16 protein-coding genes are annotated in these 15,755 nt (G+C 62.6%); 11 read left to right on the forward strand and 5 right to left on the reverse strand.

Translation table 11 applies throughout. The features are described 5' to 3' along the window. Window positions 1-68: 68 nt before the first annotated feature. Window positions 69-521, reverse strand: coding sequence for a c-type cytochrome (locus tag P9273_RS27175; RefSeq protein WP_278051517.1), 453 nt, complete (start codon window positions 519-521; stop codon window positions 69-71). Between the two features lie 182 nt (window positions 522-703). On the opposite strand from P9273_RS27175, the gene P9273_RS27180 reads away from it, so the two are divergent. The 11 genes from P9273_RS27180 (at window position 704) to P9273_RS27230 (ending at window position 9,900) form a co-directional block, all read left to right on the forward strand. Then, the gene (locus tag P9273_RS27180; protein WP_041003328.1) at window positions 704-1,807 is read left to right on the forward strand and encodes an inositol-3-phosphate synthase; all 1,104 of its coding nucleotides are present in this window, start codon (window positions 704-706) and stop codon (window positions 1,805-1,807) included. Then, window positions 1,804-2,400, forward strand: a complete 597-nt coding sequence (locus tag P9273_RS27185) for a histidine phosphatase family protein (protein WP_278051518.1) — start codon at window positions 1,804-1,806, stop codon at window positions 2,398-2,400. Before P9273_RS27180 ends, P9273_RS27185 begins: the two co-directional genes overlap by 4 nt. A gap of 13 nt (window positions 2,401-2,413) precedes the next feature. Continuing rightward, window positions 2,414-3,514: a CgeB family protein gene (locus P9273_RS27190; RefSeq protein WP_278051519.1), complete on the forward strand. Its 1,101-nt coding sequence runs from the start codon at window positions 2,414-2,416 to the stop codon at window positions 3,512-3,514. Continuing rightward, on the forward strand, window positions 3,514-4,317 hold the full coding sequence (locus P9273_RS27195) for a nucleotidyltransferase family protein (RefSeq protein WP_278051520.1): 804 nt from the start codon (window positions 3,514-3,516) through the stop codon (window positions 4,315-4,317). Before P9273_RS27190 ends, P9273_RS27195 begins: the two co-directional genes overlap by 1 nt. Window positions 4,318-4,319: 2 nt before the next feature. Further along, window positions 4,320-5,081, forward strand: coding sequence for a TIGR04290 family methyltransferase (locus P9273_RS27200; protein ID WP_278051521.1), 762 nt, complete (start codon window positions 4,320-4,322; stop codon window positions 5,079-5,081). Continuing rightward, on the forward strand, window positions 5,074-6,006 hold the full coding sequence (locus tag P9273_RS27205; protein ID WP_278051522.1) for a beta-xylosidase: 933 nt from the start codon (window positions 5,074-5,076) through the stop codon (window positions 6,004-6,006). Before P9273_RS27200 ends, P9273_RS27205 begins: the two co-directional genes overlap by 8 nt. A gap of 192 nt (window positions 6,007-6,198) precedes the next feature. After that, on the forward strand, window positions 6,199-7,263 hold the full coding sequence (locus P9273_RS27210; RefSeq protein WP_041003316.1) for a glycosyltransferase: 1,065 nt from the start codon (window positions 6,199-6,201) through the stop codon (window positions 7,261-7,263). After that, window positions 7,260-8,246, forward strand: coding sequence for a GNAT family N-acetyltransferase (locus P9273_RS27215; RefSeq protein ID WP_278051523.1), 987 nt, complete (start codon window positions 7,260-7,262; stop codon window positions 8,244-8,246). Before P9273_RS27210 ends, P9273_RS27215 begins: the two co-directional genes overlap by 4 nt. Window positions 8,247-8,296: 50 nt before the next feature. Further along, window positions 8,297-9,157 carry a class I SAM-dependent methyltransferase gene (locus P9273_RS27220; RefSeq protein WP_278051524.1) on the forward strand — a complete coding sequence of 287 codons (861 nt, stop codon included), beginning with the start codon at window positions 8,297-8,299 and terminating at the stop codon, window positions 9,155-9,157. Window positions 9,158-9,221: 64 nt separating this feature from the next. Next, window positions 9,222-9,440: a hypothetical protein gene (locus tag P9273_RS27225; RefSeq protein ID WP_278051525.1), complete on the forward strand. Its 219-nt coding sequence runs from the start codon at window positions 9,222-9,224 to the stop codon at window positions 9,438-9,440. A gap of 283 nt (window positions 9,441-9,723) precedes the next feature. Next, on the forward strand, window positions 9,724-9,900 hold the full coding sequence (locus tag P9273_RS27230) for a hypothetical protein (RefSeq protein WP_278051526.1): 177 nt from the start codon (window positions 9,724-9,726) through the stop codon (window positions 9,898-9,900). Between the two features lie 3 nt (window positions 9,901-9,903). Here P9273_RS27230 and P9273_RS27235 read toward each other — a convergent pair whose 3' ends face one another. The 4 genes from P9273_RS27235 to P9273_RS27250 all read right to left on the reverse strand — a co-directional run bounded on the left by P9273_RS27235 (window position 9,904) and on the right by P9273_RS27250 (window position 15,747). After that, on the reverse strand, window positions 9,904-10,488 hold the full coding sequence (locus P9273_RS27235) for a sigma-70 family RNA polymerase sigma factor (protein WP_278051563.1): 585 nt from the start codon (window positions 10,486-10,488) through the stop codon (window positions 9,904-9,906). Window positions 10,489-10,750: 262 nt separating this feature from the next. Beyond that, entirely contained in the window at window positions 10,751-11,131 is a 381-nt protein-coding gene (locus P9273_RS27240; protein WP_278051527.1) for a response regulator, read from the reverse strand. Window positions 11,132-11,156: 25 nt separating this feature from the next. Continuing rightward, window positions 11,157-14,717, reverse strand: coding sequence for a CheR family methyltransferase (locus tag P9273_RS27245; protein WP_278051528.1), 3,561 nt, complete (start codon window positions 14,715-14,717; stop codon window positions 11,157-11,159). Further along, on the reverse strand, window positions 14,671-15,747 hold the full coding sequence (locus P9273_RS27250; RefSeq protein WP_278051564.1) for a chemotaxis protein CheB: 1,077 nt from the start codon (window positions 15,745-15,747) through the stop codon (window positions 14,671-14,673). Before P9273_RS27250 ends, P9273_RS27245 begins: the two co-directional genes overlap by 47 nt. Between the last annotated feature and the right edge of the window lie 8 nt (window positions 15,748-15,755).

Genomic DNA, 15,755 nt, shown 5'->3' on the forward strand with positions numbered 1-15,755 from the left:
AACGACGTCATCTTCTTCGGCGGCGGCACTGGACGGTTTTGCCCCAGGATCAGCACGAGAACCGCGCATCACTGCAAGGCTTTCAAATATCGCGCGATCATCCGGATTTCGATTTGCGGCAGCATATCGAATGCCGGCATTTTCACGCCAGGCTTGAGCAGATCAGGCCGAGCGATGAATCGCGCAATCGCTTCCTCCGTATTGGGCAGAATGCCTGCACCGATCGCTGTTCGCGACCCGAGGTGGGAAAGGTCCGGGCCTATCGTTCCACGGGCATCGGTGCCTCTTATGGTGTGGCATGCGCCGCAACCGTTGCGCAGGAACAGCGAAAGCCCACCGCCCGGCGGGTCTTGAGGTGCGGCTACGTTCGAGAATTGCGGCGCAGCCAAACTCACCGACGCGATTGGAGGTTTGACGACCTCCGTCCGTTGATGCCCGAGTTCCTCAGCTGCGGCCCAGCAGCTGCCCTTGGCAAGAAACCAAAAAGCGCAGCCCACCAGAAGGCCGGTGTTTGCGGACATGACAACGCTCCCGCGCCTTAACTTCGCAAGATGGGCGAGGTTCCATCGCCCGCACGCCCGCCCTTCTTCGAAAGCGCTGGCCGGCATCGCGCCCAGCATTTTTTCCGACGGGAAGGAACATTCCTTGCCAGTCCTAGTTCGGCGGCCAGGAACTTACCTCCAACGGCAGAGGCGGCGGTTTCGTGACATCGAAGAAAGTTCGCATCGGCATCGTCGGCGTCGGCAATTGCGCATCCTCCCTTGTGCAAGGCCTTACCTACTATCGCCAGGCAAAAAGCAACGAGCCGATACCGGGGCTGATGCATGCGGATCTCGGCGGCTATCATGTCGAGGACATCGAGGTCGCCTGCGCCTTTGACGTCGCAAAGGGCAAGGTAGGACGCGATGTGGCCGAAGCGATCTACAGCGCCCCGAACAACACCTTCCGGTTTGCCGATGTGGCTCCGATCGGTGTCGATGTGGAACGCGGACCGACGCTCGACGGCATCGGCAGATATCTGCGCGATGAAATCGAGGAAGCGGATGAACCGGTCGTCGACGTGACCGCGAGCCTCCGGGAAAGCGGGGCCGAGGTACTGGTTTCGTATCTGCCGGTCGGCTCTGAGGCGGCGACCCGTTTCTATGCCGAATGCGCGCTCGCAGCCGGCTGCGCATTCGTGAACTGTATACCGGTCTTCATCGCTTCGCGGCCGGAGTGGCGACAGCGTTTCGAGGAGCGTGGCCTCCCCCTCGTCGGTGACGACATCAAAAGCCAGGTGGGTGCCACCATCGTTCACCGGCTGCTCGCCAATCTATTTCGGGAGCGCGGCGTGCGCATTGATCGCACCTACCAGCTCAATTTCGGCGGCAACACAGATTTTCTCAACATGTTGGAGCGGGAGCGGCTGGAATCCAAGAAGATCTCCAAGACGCAATCGGTCACCAGCCAGATCGATGTTCCGCTCGAACCGGGCAATATCCATGTCGGACCCAGCGACCATGTACCTTGGCTCACCGATCGCAAATGGGCCTATATTCGCGTCGAAGGCACGACCTTCGGCGGTGTGCCGCTGAATGCCGAGCTGAAGCTGGAGGTGTGGGATTCGCCCAACTCCGCCGGCGTGGTGATCGATGCCGTGCGATGCGCCAAGCTGGCCCTCGATCGCGGCATTGCAGGGGCACTCACCGGGCCTTGCAGCTACTTCATGAAGTCGCCACCGGAGCAGTTCACCGACGCCGAGGCCCGTCTGCGCACGCTTGCCTTCATCGCCGGCAGGGACGAGCCGATGCTCGACGCCGCCGAATGACCACGATCTTCTTTCTGATCCGGCATGCGGAGCACGACAATGTCGGCCGCTATCTGCCGGGGCGCCTCGACGACGTCGATCTCGGCCGCGCCGGCCAATCGCAGGCGCGGCAACTGGCGGACCGCATGGCGAAGGAGCCGCTTGCCGGGATCTTGAGCAGCCCACGCAAGCGCACCCTGGAAACCGCGAAACCTATCGCTGTGGCCTGCGGCATCGAGCGGATCTCGATACGTCAGGAGCTGGACGAGATCGATTTCGGCGCGTGGTCGGGCAAGACATTCGAGGAGCTGAATGGCGATGCCACTTGGCGGACGTGGAACGACCAGCGACAGAACGCACGCACGCCAAACGGCGAGACCATGCAGGATACGCAGCAGCGGGTTGTCGGCCTGATGGATGCGCTGCGCCAACAACACCCAAACCGATGCGTTGCGCTGATCAGCCATGCGGATGTCATCAAGGCCGCGGTGTGCAAGGTCCTTGGCCTTCAGCTCGGCGACTGCTTCCGTTTCGACATTGAGCCCGCCTCGATCACGACCATCGTCCATGGCGACTGGGGTTCAAAGCTCATTCGCCTGAACGAAGCCGCCTGACAGGAGCTGTCCGATGCGGATGGTGATCTTCGGCCTCACGGTCACTTCCTCTTGGGGAAACGGACATGCCACGCTCTGGCGCGGGCTGATACGCGCATTGGCGCCGCTCGGCTGGTCCATCAGCTTCTTCGAACGCGACGTGCCCTATTATGCCGGCGCAAGGGATCTCCATCACCTCGATGGCGGCGAGGTCGTGCTTTACCCGCGTTGGAACGAGATCGCGCAGGTCGCGTCTGTCGCGGTCCGGGAAGCTGACGTCGTGATAGTTACCTCCTACTGCCCGGATGCCGTTGAAGCTTCCCGCCTCGCGCAAGAGAGCTGCCGCGGACTGAAGGTGTTCTACGATCTCGACACCGCGGTGACCCTGGCACGCATCGAGCAAGGCGACCAACCAGCCTATTTCGGTCCCGAAGGCCTTCGCGATTTCGACCTAGTGCTAAGCTACACCGGCGGCCCGGCGCTGGACGCACTGAAGACGATGCTGGGCGCGCGTCTCGTCGTGCCGCTCTACGGACATGTCGACCCCGACCGCCATCGGCCGGCGCAGCCCAGACCGGAGTTTACCGGCGATCTTTCCTATCTCGGGACCTATGCCGAGGATCGCCAGGCGGGCGTCGAGACATTGCTGGTGGCGCCTGCTGTGCGGATGCCGGGTTGCCGCTTCATCATCGGGGGCGCGCAATACCCGCAGGATTTTCCGTGGAGCGACAACATCTTCTTTGTCAGGCATCTGCCGCCTGCCGACCATCCGGCCTTCTTCTGCTCCTCACGCCTGACGCTGAACGTCACCCGTGAAGCAATGGCGCGCAAGGGCTGGTGTCCATCCGGCCGGCTGTTCGAAGCGGCAGCCTGCGGCGCGGCGATGATTTCCGATGACTGGCCGGGCATCGACAGCTTCTTCAGCCCAGGCAGCGAAATCGTGCTTGCACATTCGACGGACGACGTGGTCGCCGCGCTCGGTTTGTCGGATGCGGAGCTCGAGGCGCTGCGCCGCAAGGCCCGCCAGCGCGTCCTCGATGAACACACATCGGCGCGCCGCGCTGCGGAACTGGACCGCATCCTGAACGAAGCCGTTCGGGCGCAGGCAAGCGAACCTTTGAAGGAAGCCGTCTGATGTTGGGTATCGTGCCTGCCGCCGGGCGGGGCAGCCGCATTCAACCGCTTGGCTTTTCCAAGGAACTGCTGCCGGTCGGCAGTCGAATGGACGGGCAAACCGAACGTCCCTGCGCCGTCAGCGAATATCTGGTGCGCCGGATGGTGCGAAACGGTGTCGACAGGATCTGCTTCATCATCGGCTCGGGCAAGTCGGACATCCTCGAATATTATGCGGCCGGCTATGAGAGCGCCGTCGCCATCTTCGTGGCGCAACCTTCTCCGGTCGGCCTTTGCGACGCGATCTTCCGCGCAGCGCCGATCGTTGCGCCAGAAGAGACGGTGCTGATCGGCCTGCCCGACACGATCTGGTTTCCCGAGGACGGCTTCTGCCATCTTCCGGACGACCGGCTGTCCTTCCTGCTGTTCCCCGTCGACCGGCCGGAGCTTTTTGACGCCGTGGCCGTGGATCAGGATGGCCGCGTCGAGCAGATCCAGGTCAAGCAGCGGGATGCTGTCACGAACTGGGTCTGGGGAGCATTCAAGATGCCGGGCCGCATTTTTCACCGACTCGCTGCGCTCTGGCGCGAACGGGACGGCTGCGACGAGTATTTCGGAACGCTGATCAATGCCTATCTTGCCGCCGGAGGTGAGGCTTGGGGCGTCAAGGCGGGCTCGGCCTATGTGGATGTCGGAACCTTCAACGGCTACCGCACCGCGCTCCGGCTGCTTGAAAACAATGATGCGCCGAAAGACGACGGCACGCCGATATTTGTGCCGTCGAGCCGCTCGCAAATACCGTTCTCGCCAGGCAAAGGAGCCTGAACATGCTGCATTCCGCCGCGGAAATACGCCGTCGCATCGACGCGCTGGGCCCTTGGTTCCACAACATGGACCTGGCGGGCGTGCAGACGGCTCCCGACCATTTCCTTGGCAATTATCCCCTGATCAAGTGGCAGAAGTTCGCGGATGCGATCCCGGCCGATCTGTCGGGCAAGTCCGTGCTCGATATCGGCTGCAATGCCGGCTTCTATTCGATCGAAATGAAGCGGCGGGGCGCCGACCGTGTGCTCGGCATCGACTTCGATGTGGGTTACCTGACGCAGGCGCGCTTCGCCGCCGAAATCGCGGATTGCGATATAGAGTTCCGCGAGCTCTCGGTATACGACGTCGCCGCTCTCGGCGAGACCTTCGACATCGTGCTCTTCATGGGTGTCTTCTACCACCTGCGCCACCCGTTGCTGGCCCTGGATCTGATCCGTGAGCACATCGCGCCTGACTTGATGATCTTCCAATCCATGCAACGCGGGAGCAGCGAGGTCCCAGCGCTCGAACAAAACTACCCTTTCTGGACGCACGAGCCGTTCGATCGACCCGAATTCCCGAAGCTGCACTTCATCGAGCATCGCTATGCCGATGATCCGACCAACTGGTGGATCCCGAACCGCAGTTGCATCGAGGCAATGCTGCGCAGCGCCGGCTTCGAGATCCTGCTTCACCCTGAAGACGAGGTCTATTTCTGCCGTGCCTCCGGTGAGCCGGCGGGCGGAGGCGCAGTCCATCCGGCGAAAGGAGGAAACGATGATTGAAGCCGCCATGATCTGGAACGAGCCCAACAATAAGTCCCATTGGGATCCCGAGCTCGATCCGGACTGGAGCCGCTTCGCCAGCATGGCGATCCTGGCGGGCGATGCGATCGGTCTCGAAAACCCGGCGATCACCCGGGTCCTCGGCGGCATTTCGCCGATCGATGCCGGCTTCATGTCGCTGATGAAGGGGTTCGGAGTACTCGATCACGTCGACGCCGTTGCCGTGCATGGCTTCCCGCTCGACTGGAATCTTTGGCAGATTCATGAATGGCCGCAAAAGCTCCGCGAGATCGCCGAAGTCACCGATCTGCCGATCTGGATCAGCGAAGTCGGGGTGTCGAGTTTCGGCGCCGAGGAGGTCCAGCTCTGGGGCCTGCGCCGGACAGCGGAGTTGCTGCTTGGCCACGCGCCCCGCGTGCAATGGTACAGCCTCTACGACTTGCCTCACGCATGGGGAGCGACGACGCGGCATCGCGAGGTGGAAGGCTCTTCCTACTATCGTCATTTCTACATGGGCCTGCTGCGCGAGGATGGCACGCCCAAGCCGGCACTCGAGGAGTTCCTGCGCCACACTCCGGAAATGGGGCTGGTCCAGTGGTTTCATTTCGAGGACCATCGGCTGGACGACGCCGTCGCCTGGATGAAGCGCCTGGGCGTCACCAATCTGCGCACGGGGCTTTCCTGGGCCGACAGTTTCAGACCGAACGCGCTCGACTGGTTTGATCGCCAGATGGAAGCGCTCACCGACTTCGACGTCACCGTCACCTTTTGTTTCACGCCCGAACATCGCGGCCTGCAGCCCCATCACACCAGCCCGCCACAGATGCCCGAAGAATTCGCCGAATTCTGTGCAAGCATGATCCGCCGCTATGCCCCGGCTGTGCACAACGCCGCCATGCCCGCGCGGCGGGTCTCGGCGGCGTGAGTTCACCATGCCGTCCGCCGATCACCCGTCAAATACGCCGACCGAATTCGCCGCAGGGCGAAAACAAGCCATGCTGGCCAGCCGCGTGACGCAAACCCTGACGTTGGCGCCACTCTCCGGTTCGGTCGAGCGCTTTCGGCGGGCGCCTGCATACGACTGCCGCGAACCTGAGGGACTTCGGCTCGATCAGCCATGACGCTCACCGTGCTCAACGTCGCCTACCCGCTTGCGCCTGTCGGCCTCAATGCGGTCGGCGGCGCCGAGCAGGTACTGTCGGCCCTGGATCGAGCGCTGGTGCGGCAAGGTCATCGTTCCATCGTCGTCGCCTGCGAAGGTTCCAGCACTGCCGGCATCCTGGTGGAGACGCCTGCCGAAACAGGCGCGCTCGACGAGACGGCAAAGAGCCGCGCCCAGCGCGCGCATCGCGCGGCGATCGCTGCCGCCCGGGCGCGCTGGCCGGTTGACGTGGTCCACCTGCACGGCATCGATTTCGACGCCTATCTGCCCGACGACGGCCCGACACTCGTGACGCTGCATCTGCCGCTCGCCTGGTATCCGCAAGAAGTTCTGAGGCCGGCACGTGACGACCTGTGGCTGCACGCGGTGTCCGACGCGCAGCAAAACACAGCGCCGGCAGGATCGAGGCTGATCCCGCCCATTCCAAACGGGGTCGACGTCAATGCGCTGAACGATCCCCGGTCGCGTCGCAATTTCGCGCTCGTGTTGAGCCGAATATGCCCGGAAAAAGGCATCCACCTGGCGATCGACGCGGCGAAGCGAGCCGGCGTGCCGCTTGCAATAGGAGGCCAACTCTATCCCTATCAGACACATGTTCAGTATTTCGCCGACGAAGTGGAGCCTCGTCTCGACAGGCGGCGCCGCTTCCTGGGACCGCTCGGGTTTTCCGCCAAGCGGCGACTCCTCAATTCCGCCCGCTGCCTGGTTGTTCCGAGCCTTGCCGCGGAAACGAGTTCGCTGGTTGCCATGGAGGCCCTCGCCTGCGGCACGCCCGTTGTGGCCTTCCCGAATGGCGCCCTGCCCAATATCGTCGAGCACGGCAAGACCGGTTTTCTGGTCAATGACATCGATGAGATGGCGATAGCTATCGACGCCGCGGGCGACCTCGACAACGAAACATGCCGGGCAGAGGCGCGAGACCGGTTTTCGCTCGATCGCATGGTCTCGGCCTATATGGAAGTCTATCGGGCGCTGGCAGAGCTCGGCGCTTCGCGCGCAGCGTCGAGGGCCGCGCGGTGAGCGGCCTTCGTGCCGATATCATCCGAGACCAAGCTGCGTTCGATGACCTCGAGCCGCATTGGTGGGCACTATGGTCCCGAAGCGCCTCCGCGACGCCTTTCCAGTCACCCGCTTGGCTATTGCCGTGGTGGCAGACATTCTCGCCCGGTGATCTCTCCGCGATCGCCGTGTGGAGCGGAAACGATCTTGTCGGCCTGGCGCCCCTCTATCGCGAAGCGTGCGCATCCGGCTGGCTACTGCTGCCGGTCGGAATTTCGCTGAGCGATTACCTCGATATCCTCTGCGCGCCAAGCCAAGAGGCAGCTGTAAGCGCCGCTATTGCCGAGGCCACGCTGTCGCTGGAGTGGTCGCAATGGATCTTGCCGGATCTGCCGGCCGGGGCTGCCTCCCTTCACCTCGGCCTGCCGAACGTCATAGAGAGGCGATCTTCGAACCATGCCGCTTGCCCAGTGCTTTCGCTTGCCGGCGGTGAGACGTTCGCACGCTCGATACCTTCCCGGCGACGGCGTCAACTGCGCCGCGCCGAAAGAGCCGCGCAACGACGAGGGCGGGTAGCCATCGAGCGATGCGAGGCCGATCCGAAGACATTCATGGACCAGCTGGTCCGACTGCACCGCGCCCGTTGGGTCGGACAGGGTGTACTCAACGAGATCGCACAGGGTTTCCACAGGAGTGCACTGCCTCGCCTTGCCGCGAACGGGCTGGCCAGGTGCTGGTTGATCGAGATCGGCGATACTGTCGTTGGCGCGTATTACGGGTTCCATCATCGTGGTCGCGCATATGCCTATCTCGGTGGCTTCGACCCCGCTTATGCTCAGGAGAGCCCCGGAGCGATCCTGATCGGCAAGGCCATTGCTGAAGCCGCCCGAGAGGGGGCACGGGAGTTCGACTTTCTGCGCGGCCGCGAGAGTTACAAATACGGCTGGGGGGCAGAAGATCGCTGGACGACGCAAAGGATCTGGACCCGGAACGCGTCGCCATGACCATAGCGGAACGAGAGAGGATAACCGCGAGTCACATCCTCGAAAGATGCATGGCAAACGGCCTGTCCGCCGAAGTCGCGGTCGCCAGATTGGCGCTTCATCTCCAGCCGGGCGTCAAGCCGGCAGAGTTGGCCGATATTGCACTGGGTATGCGTTCACATGCCCCTCGCCGGAGAGGCTGGCTTGACGAAGTGGCCATGCTGCTTTCTCGCAAGGAGATTTCCTTTGACGATCTTCGGACAACGGCAGCTTCCGTACGTCATGACCGTCTGGGCGGCGAAACGCATGAGATGATTGTCAGCAGGCTGGCTAGCAGCTTCGATCAGGCCGCTGCCATTTCTCCAGCTGCCAGCGTCCAACTCTCGTCGCTTGGCAACGAGGAGAAGCTTTCGGCCGCGACTGCCGAGATTGCTTCTTGGCTGGAACAACAAGGCTTTTTGGGCAGAGACAAGACAATACTTGACATCGGCTGCGGCATCGGCCGCTTCGAGAGCGCGCTCCGCCAAAGAGTAAAGCGCATTGTCGGCATCGATATCTCTTCGGGAATGCTCGACATCGCCCGCCAGCGCTGCGCCGGCCTCGGCAATGTGGAGTTCCGCCAAACATCGGGTCTCGATCTTGGCGAGTTCGTCGCCGGCGGTTTTGATGGTGTGCTGGCCGTGGACTGTTTCCCCTATCTGGTGCTCGCCGGCGTCGCCGATCGGCACTTCAGCGAAATCGCGCGCCTGCTGCGGCCAGGAGGACTGGCGGCCATTCTCAACTATTCATACCGCATGTCGCCAGCCGTCGATTCTTTCGATGTCCGCCATCTTGCCCACGCATGCGCCATGGACGTCGTCGTCGATGGCGAGTTGCCTTTCCGTCGCTGGGACGGCACCGCGTTTCTTGTTCGCCGTTCCGGCGGAACATAACCGGAAGACCGAAGTTGGGACGCCGAACCACTCTCGCAGAGGCTGACAGGCCCAGGAGAAGAAGATGGCATCCGGTGGCAAGAAACATATGGGTCGCGGCAGTCGGGGCAAGGGTTCGGGCGCCGGGGCGAATACGGAGCTCCCGAAAGACATGGTCGGCGAAAACGACGTGCTGTCGAACCGGGATAAGAAGCAACACACGAAAGAGCGCGGTCTCGATAGCGATCGCATCAAGTCCGATCAATATCAGGACAATGCGGCAAACCGGCTCCCCATGGATTGAGGTCGCGGTGGCTTTGGTTTCTTAGGGACCCGGCAGGCGCGCTTAGAGCAATTCGAGGAAAAGTACGCAGCGCGGTTTTCCGTCCGGATTTGCGAACAAAATGTTCAGAGCGGGTCAGCAATTCGCCGAAAGCCGAACCCGCTCCAGGCGATCGGGTAGGTCTTTCGCTCTGCCCACAGCCTGTGCGGGGCCGAAGCCGATTGACGGCCGGCTGCGCCTTGCAAACTGCGACCGTCTATGGTCTCAACGTGAAATTAAGGGACCTGTTTGCTAAGAGAATGACATGACTCGTCCGAGCCAGCGCGACGTCGGCCGCCAGGAGAATCCGAACGTGGACGAAGAGATTGCGTCGTTGTTGAAGGCCATAGAGCAGGAGAGAGTTCCTGATCGCCTGACCGAACTCGCGATCGAGTTGCAGAATGCTCTGATCCAGAAGCGTCACTGCAAACCGGAGAGCTGATGCCTATCGGTGTTGGTCGGCGCCCCGGTCCCAGCGGTCTTCCAGGAGATGGTCTTGCCTTTCGACCAGCGTCTGCGATGAGCGTTCATCCAGGAGTTCCAGAACGTGCGCGCGTGCGCGGTTGAGGCGGCTTTTCACGGTTCCAACCGCACAATCGCATATCTCAGCCGTTTCTTCGTAGCTGACCCCCAGCACACCGATCAGCACCAATACTTCACGCTGATGCGCAGGAAGCTTCTGGATGGCCCCATGAACTTCCTTGCTCCGAAGGGACCAGTCCTGGGTGGCTTCCGAAACCGGTCGGCTGGAGGCGCAATCGAGCAACCCCGGCGCTTCCCTGGCCGCAGCCTTGACGCGCGTATAGTGCGTATTGCGCATGATGGTGAAAAGCCAGGACTTCAATCGGGTTCCCGGTTCGAACTTGTCCAAATTGCCAAGCGCTTTGGTCAAGGTCTCCTGAACCAAATCGTCGGCGTCATCAGGAATACGGCAAAAACTACGCGCGAAAGCGCGCAAGGCGGGGATCAGATCGACGACGGCGATTTCAGCCGGTGCACAATCTGGCGCGGCATGACCATTGGGTAGCACGGTTCGAACCCCAGCAGAGACAGATGAGTCTTGATCTGGGACAATGCGTGACAAAGATGATCGTTCCTGTTCGAAACGAACTTGCCTAGAGGGCTCAGCCAGCGCGCCTAAAAGAACCAGCTCGAACCGCGAAATCAGATGTTTTGTTCCGCCGCAAAGTCGGCCTGATCCGGCCGTCAGGTGTCGCGTCCCGCAAGCCGAATCTTGCGTGGTTATGGACCTGTGCGTGGCGACGGAAGGCGCTGCTGCGGGAGAGGACCGCTCAAAGCTTATGCTGGCTGAAACGTGAAATCGCCTCGAACAGCAGTCTGGTGTCGACCGGCTTCGACAACCTTGGTGAATCGCGGAACTGATCGGGAAAGACGGTTGTGCTGTCATAGCCGGTCAGGAAAACAAACGGCACGTCGCGGGCGGCGAGATGCTCGGCAAGCGGAAAACTGCGTTCGCCTTGCAGGTTGACGTCGAGCACCGCGCCATCCAACTCGATGCCGTCGATCTGCTTGAGCGCCTGTTTGACGGAGGGCGCGGGACCGACGACATCGCACCCTGCGTCGGTCAACTCGTCGGAGAGATCGAGCGCAACCAGAAAAGAGTCCTCGACGACGAGGATGCGCAGGCCCGACAATGGAGCGCTCTTGTTCATGCGTGCCTGGGCAAAGGCTCGACGCTTACGTCCGGGACAGGGGAATCTCAAGCAAACACTCCAGGCCGGCCGGCCTGAAGTCCAAAGAAATACTCCCTCCCAACTCGTACTCTAAACTCTGCTGGATGAAAGTGGTTCCAAAATTCCTTCGCGACGGCTCCCGCACGGGCGGGCCGCCCACTTCCTTCCAGCGGATCGAAAGCCTGCCCGGCTTCACGACGGCCCAGGAGATTTCGACGTGGCCGGTGTCGGCGGAAAGGGCCCCGTATTTGGCGGCGTTGCTGGCAAGTTCGAAGAACACCATGCCTAGTGCGGCCGCCGTTGCCGCATCGAGATGGAACGGCGGGCCATGGAGGATGAGGTTTTGGCGTTGCGTGCTGTTGTAGGGAGAAAATGTCGCCCTGAGCAGCTGCTCTAGGTCAGCATCGCCCCAATTGTGGGAAGACAGCACGTCATGCGTGCGGGCCATCGCGTGCAGCCGCTCATGGAACGAGGCTGCGAATTCGCCCATCGAGCTTGACGAGCGGATCATACGCCCGACGAGCGCCGTGATCGTCGCGAGAATGTTCTTCACGCGATGCTGCAGCTCATGCAGCAGCCTCTCCTGGGCCCGCTCGGATTCCTTGTGGCTGGATATGTCGACCAGCGTCGCTATGGCGCCACGCACCTTGCCGTTTTCGTCGAACAGCGGGTTGGCCGACATCATGACGTCGATGCCGGAGCCGTCCTCGCGCAGGATTTTCGCCTCATAGCCGGGGATTGCCTTGCCGGTTCGGATCGCCTTGAACAGAGGCTGGTCGGCGGCGTCCACTTTGGCCCCGTTGAGCGTCAGCGGCAGGGTAGCTGGCACCGGTATTAGCTTGTCTCCGGTGGCGCGCAGTCCCGCGAGCTCCACCGCACGCCGATTGGCGCGTATCTCCGCGCCGCCGCCGTCCTCGGCGATGAAGATACCGACCGGCACCAGGTCGAGCAGGGTTTCGAGGCTTTCGACGCGATTGCGCAAATCATGCGAGAGCACGCCGATCCTTTCTTCCGCCCGCGCGATCTGGGTGACGTCGACGAAGGTGACGACGACGCCGGCGATGACGTTGTCGACTGTGCGGTAAGGCAGGACGCGCATGATGTAGCGCCTGCCGCTGTCGGTGCCCGCGACCTGCCGCTCGATGGTGCCGAGCCGCTGCAGCACCTGCTCCATGTCAGTCTGCAGCCCGTCGGCGGGAAAACGCGGGCGCACATGCGCGAGCGGCCGGCCGACATCGCTCTCGACCAGCCTGAACAGGTCGCGCGCCGTCGGCGTGAAGCTCTTGATGCAGAGGTCGCGGTCGAGAAACACGGTGGCGATCTGTGTGCTTTCGAGCAGGTTCGCCATATCGTTGTTGGCGCGGCTGAGCTCATCGACGCGAATGTGGAGCTCGGCATTGACGGTCTGCAGCTCTTCATTGATCGACTGCAGCTCTTCCTTGGAAGTCTCCAGTTCCTCGTTGGACGATTGCAACTCCTCGTTGATGGAGGACAGTTCCTCGTTCGAGGATTTCAGCTCCTCATTGGAGGATTCGAGCTCCTCCGTCGTGATCTGCAACCGCTCCTTGGTTTCCCTCAGCTCCCTTTCGAGCTGGCTGACATTGGCGCTTTCCACATCGTCGGTCGTGTGGACCGGCTCGTCCTCCGACTCCGGCTTGATGCCGCCGACGTCACGGAAGACCAGCATGTAGAGCGGGTCCGACGAGCCGTCGGAGGGCAATGGCTGCACGGCCAGGCTGATCGTCTGGCGGCCGCCATTGGTGCCGACGGTGATCTTGTTCTGGATCGCCACCTGTCCGGTGCTGGCCGCCTTGTGGAGCGCGGCACGGAGATCCATGCGAAGGCCCCGCCTTGCCATGGAAAAGACGTTGTGGTCGGGGGCGCCCGCGGCGAGCTCGAGATATTTGCCGGTGCCGCCCGAACTGTGCATCAATTCGCCGCCGGCGTTGACCACGACATAAGCCGGCGCAAATCGCTCGACGAGAAGGCGCTCCGCCGCCTCCTGCAGCGTTCCTGTCCTCGCCTGAGGGCGCGCGCTAGGCACCTGCCTGGCAGCAGCCGCGAGCGGGAATTCCGGCAGCCGCTGTGCCGCCACCCCGTTGCGTTTCTGGAAGATCCGGCTCGTCTTGTCGACGGTCGAGAACAGGCGCGCATGGCGCGTCACGTTCTCCGACGATCCGAGGAAGAGATAGCCGTTGTTGCGCAGCGCGTAATGGAAGATCGGGACGATCTTTTCCTGCAATTCCGGCCCCATATAGATCAGGAGGTTGCGGCAGGCGACCAGGTCGAGCTTGGAAAAGGGCGGGTCGCGCAACAGATTATGCGAGGAGAACAGGCAGATCTCCCGCAGTTCGGCTGCGACGCGGTAAGTGCCGTCCTCGCGGGAGAAGAACTCCTTCAGGCGCTTGGGCGTGATGTCGCTCGCGATCGTCGCCGGATAGCGGCCTGCGCGAGCCACCTCCAGCGCGCGCTCGTCGATGTCGGTGGCGAAGATCTGCAGATTGGGCGAGGCGGCGCCCCGTGGCGCATTCTCCTTCAGGAGCATGGCGATCGAATAGGCCTCTTCGCCCGTGGCGCAGCCCGGCACCCATACGCGGATCGTCTCGTCGGGCTTGCGGTCCTCGAACAGCCGGGGGATGACAAGTCTTTCCAGGACATCGAAGGCGTGCTCGTCGCGGAAGAAGCTGGTGACGCCGATCAAAAGGTCCTGGAACAGCAGATCGATCTGCTGTGGCTCGTCGCGTAGCCGCTCGTAAAAGGCGGATGGGTCGTCGATCTGCAGCACCTGCATGCGGCGCTGAATGCGCCTGAGGATGGTATTGTCCTTGTAGCCGCTGAAATCATGGCCGGTTCGCACGCGCAGCAGCGCCGTGATGCGCGAAAGCTGGTCGGCTACATCGCGGTTGCGGCGGTCGCGCTCGCTTTCGTTGCGGTTGGCGTGGTTGAAATAACCAACCAGCTTTGCGGCCATCTCCTCGGCTGGCATCACCATGTCGACCAGGCCGGTCTGCACGGCGCTGCGCATCATGCCGTCATATTCGGCACTTTCCTGGGCAAGCGTCAGGCCACCGCGCTCCTTCACCGCCTTCAGTCCGATCGTGCCGTCGCTGCCGGTTCCGGAGAGGATCAGCGCTGCCGCCTGTTCCGACTGCTCCTCGGCCAGGGAGGTGAAGAAATCGTCGATCGGCGTCCGCCTGGCGCGCGTCGCCACCATCTTGGTCATATGGAAATGCTGGCCACGCAGCATCACCGACACACCTGGCGGCGTGACGTAGATCTTGTCGGGCTCGATCTCCATGCCCTCGACCACCGTTTGCGTTTCCATCGTGGTGGAGCGCTGGATGATGCTGGCAAGGACGCTTTCGTGCTCGGCGTCGAGATGTTGAATCACCACATAGGCAAAGCCGCTGTCGGCCGGCACCTGGGGGAAGAATTGCTGCAATGCCGCGATGCCGCCGGCCGACGCGCCGATGCCTATGATCGGGAAGGACGTGGCCTCTTTCGCGCCGTCGCGCGAGCTAGCGCTTGCTTTCTTTTTGCTTGCCTTCCTCGCCGCCTGCGCCATTGCCTGCCTGTGCCCGCCTGCTTTCCAGGATGCGCTCGATAACAGCGGCATCCGCTTCGTATTCCCTCGCCCGCTTGCCGAACTCGCTGGCGAGTCCGGAGCGATCCTTAGTTCTTTCCCGCTCGGCCGCGCGCCGGGCAAATTCAGCCCGCTGCTGGTGTGTCCGCAACAGGCTCCACAGGATCTCGTCCGCCTCGATCGCCTGCGCTTCCATCACCGCGTCGGCGGTGAAGGCGTGACCGGTATGGCACCGATAACGCAGCATGTCACCGTCTTCGATCTCCCACAGCGGCCCGTGGCATTCAGGGCATGTAAACACCGACAATTCGCCAAGTCGATCTGCTTCTTGCATGGACGCATGCTCCTGCGCGGCAATCGCCGCCTCCAGCCTGACCGCCGGTGGGGCCGGCAAGGTTTCACCCGCCGGCTGGGCCGCCAGTTTCGCCAATAAGCCGCCAAGCTTGGCGGCGGGTTCGCAATGGTCGATCTCGGCATAACGCAGCGCGCTTTCTACCATGGAGGGTACCAGCGCGTCCTTGGGGTGCTGGACCACAGCGAGCCCGCCAACCGTCTTGATGGCCCGCAGGCCGGCAGTACCGTCGGAAAGCGCGCCCGACAGCACCACGCCGATGACGCTCGCGCCGTAGCTCAGCGCTGCCGAGCGGAACAGCGGGTCTATCGCCGGCCGGGCGAGGTTTTCGCGCGGGCCGCGGCGCAGCATCATGTGGTCGTCATGGAGCAGGAGGTGAGCTCCGGGAGGAGCCACATAGATGTTGCCGGTTTCGACTCTGGCGCCGTTCTCGGCCACAGAGGTCTTGAGCGCCGCGACGCGCTGGAGAATCCCCGGCAGATAGCTGACCTGCCCGACATGAACCACGATGAACACGGCCGCCGGCAAATCGGCGGGAAGATCGCTCACTACCTTGTTCAGCGCCTCGACCCCGCCCGCGGAGGCGCCGATGACGATGACGGAGCGGTTGCGCGCACTGGGTCGCCGCGAGCCTGTCGCCGTCTCGCGAGCAGGTGAAATGCGGTTTC

The organism is Mesorhizobium sp. WSM4935 (genome assembly GCF_029625735.1).
Lineage (GTDB): Bacteria > Pseudomonadota > Alphaproteobacteria > Rhizobiales > Rhizobiaceae > Mesorhizobium.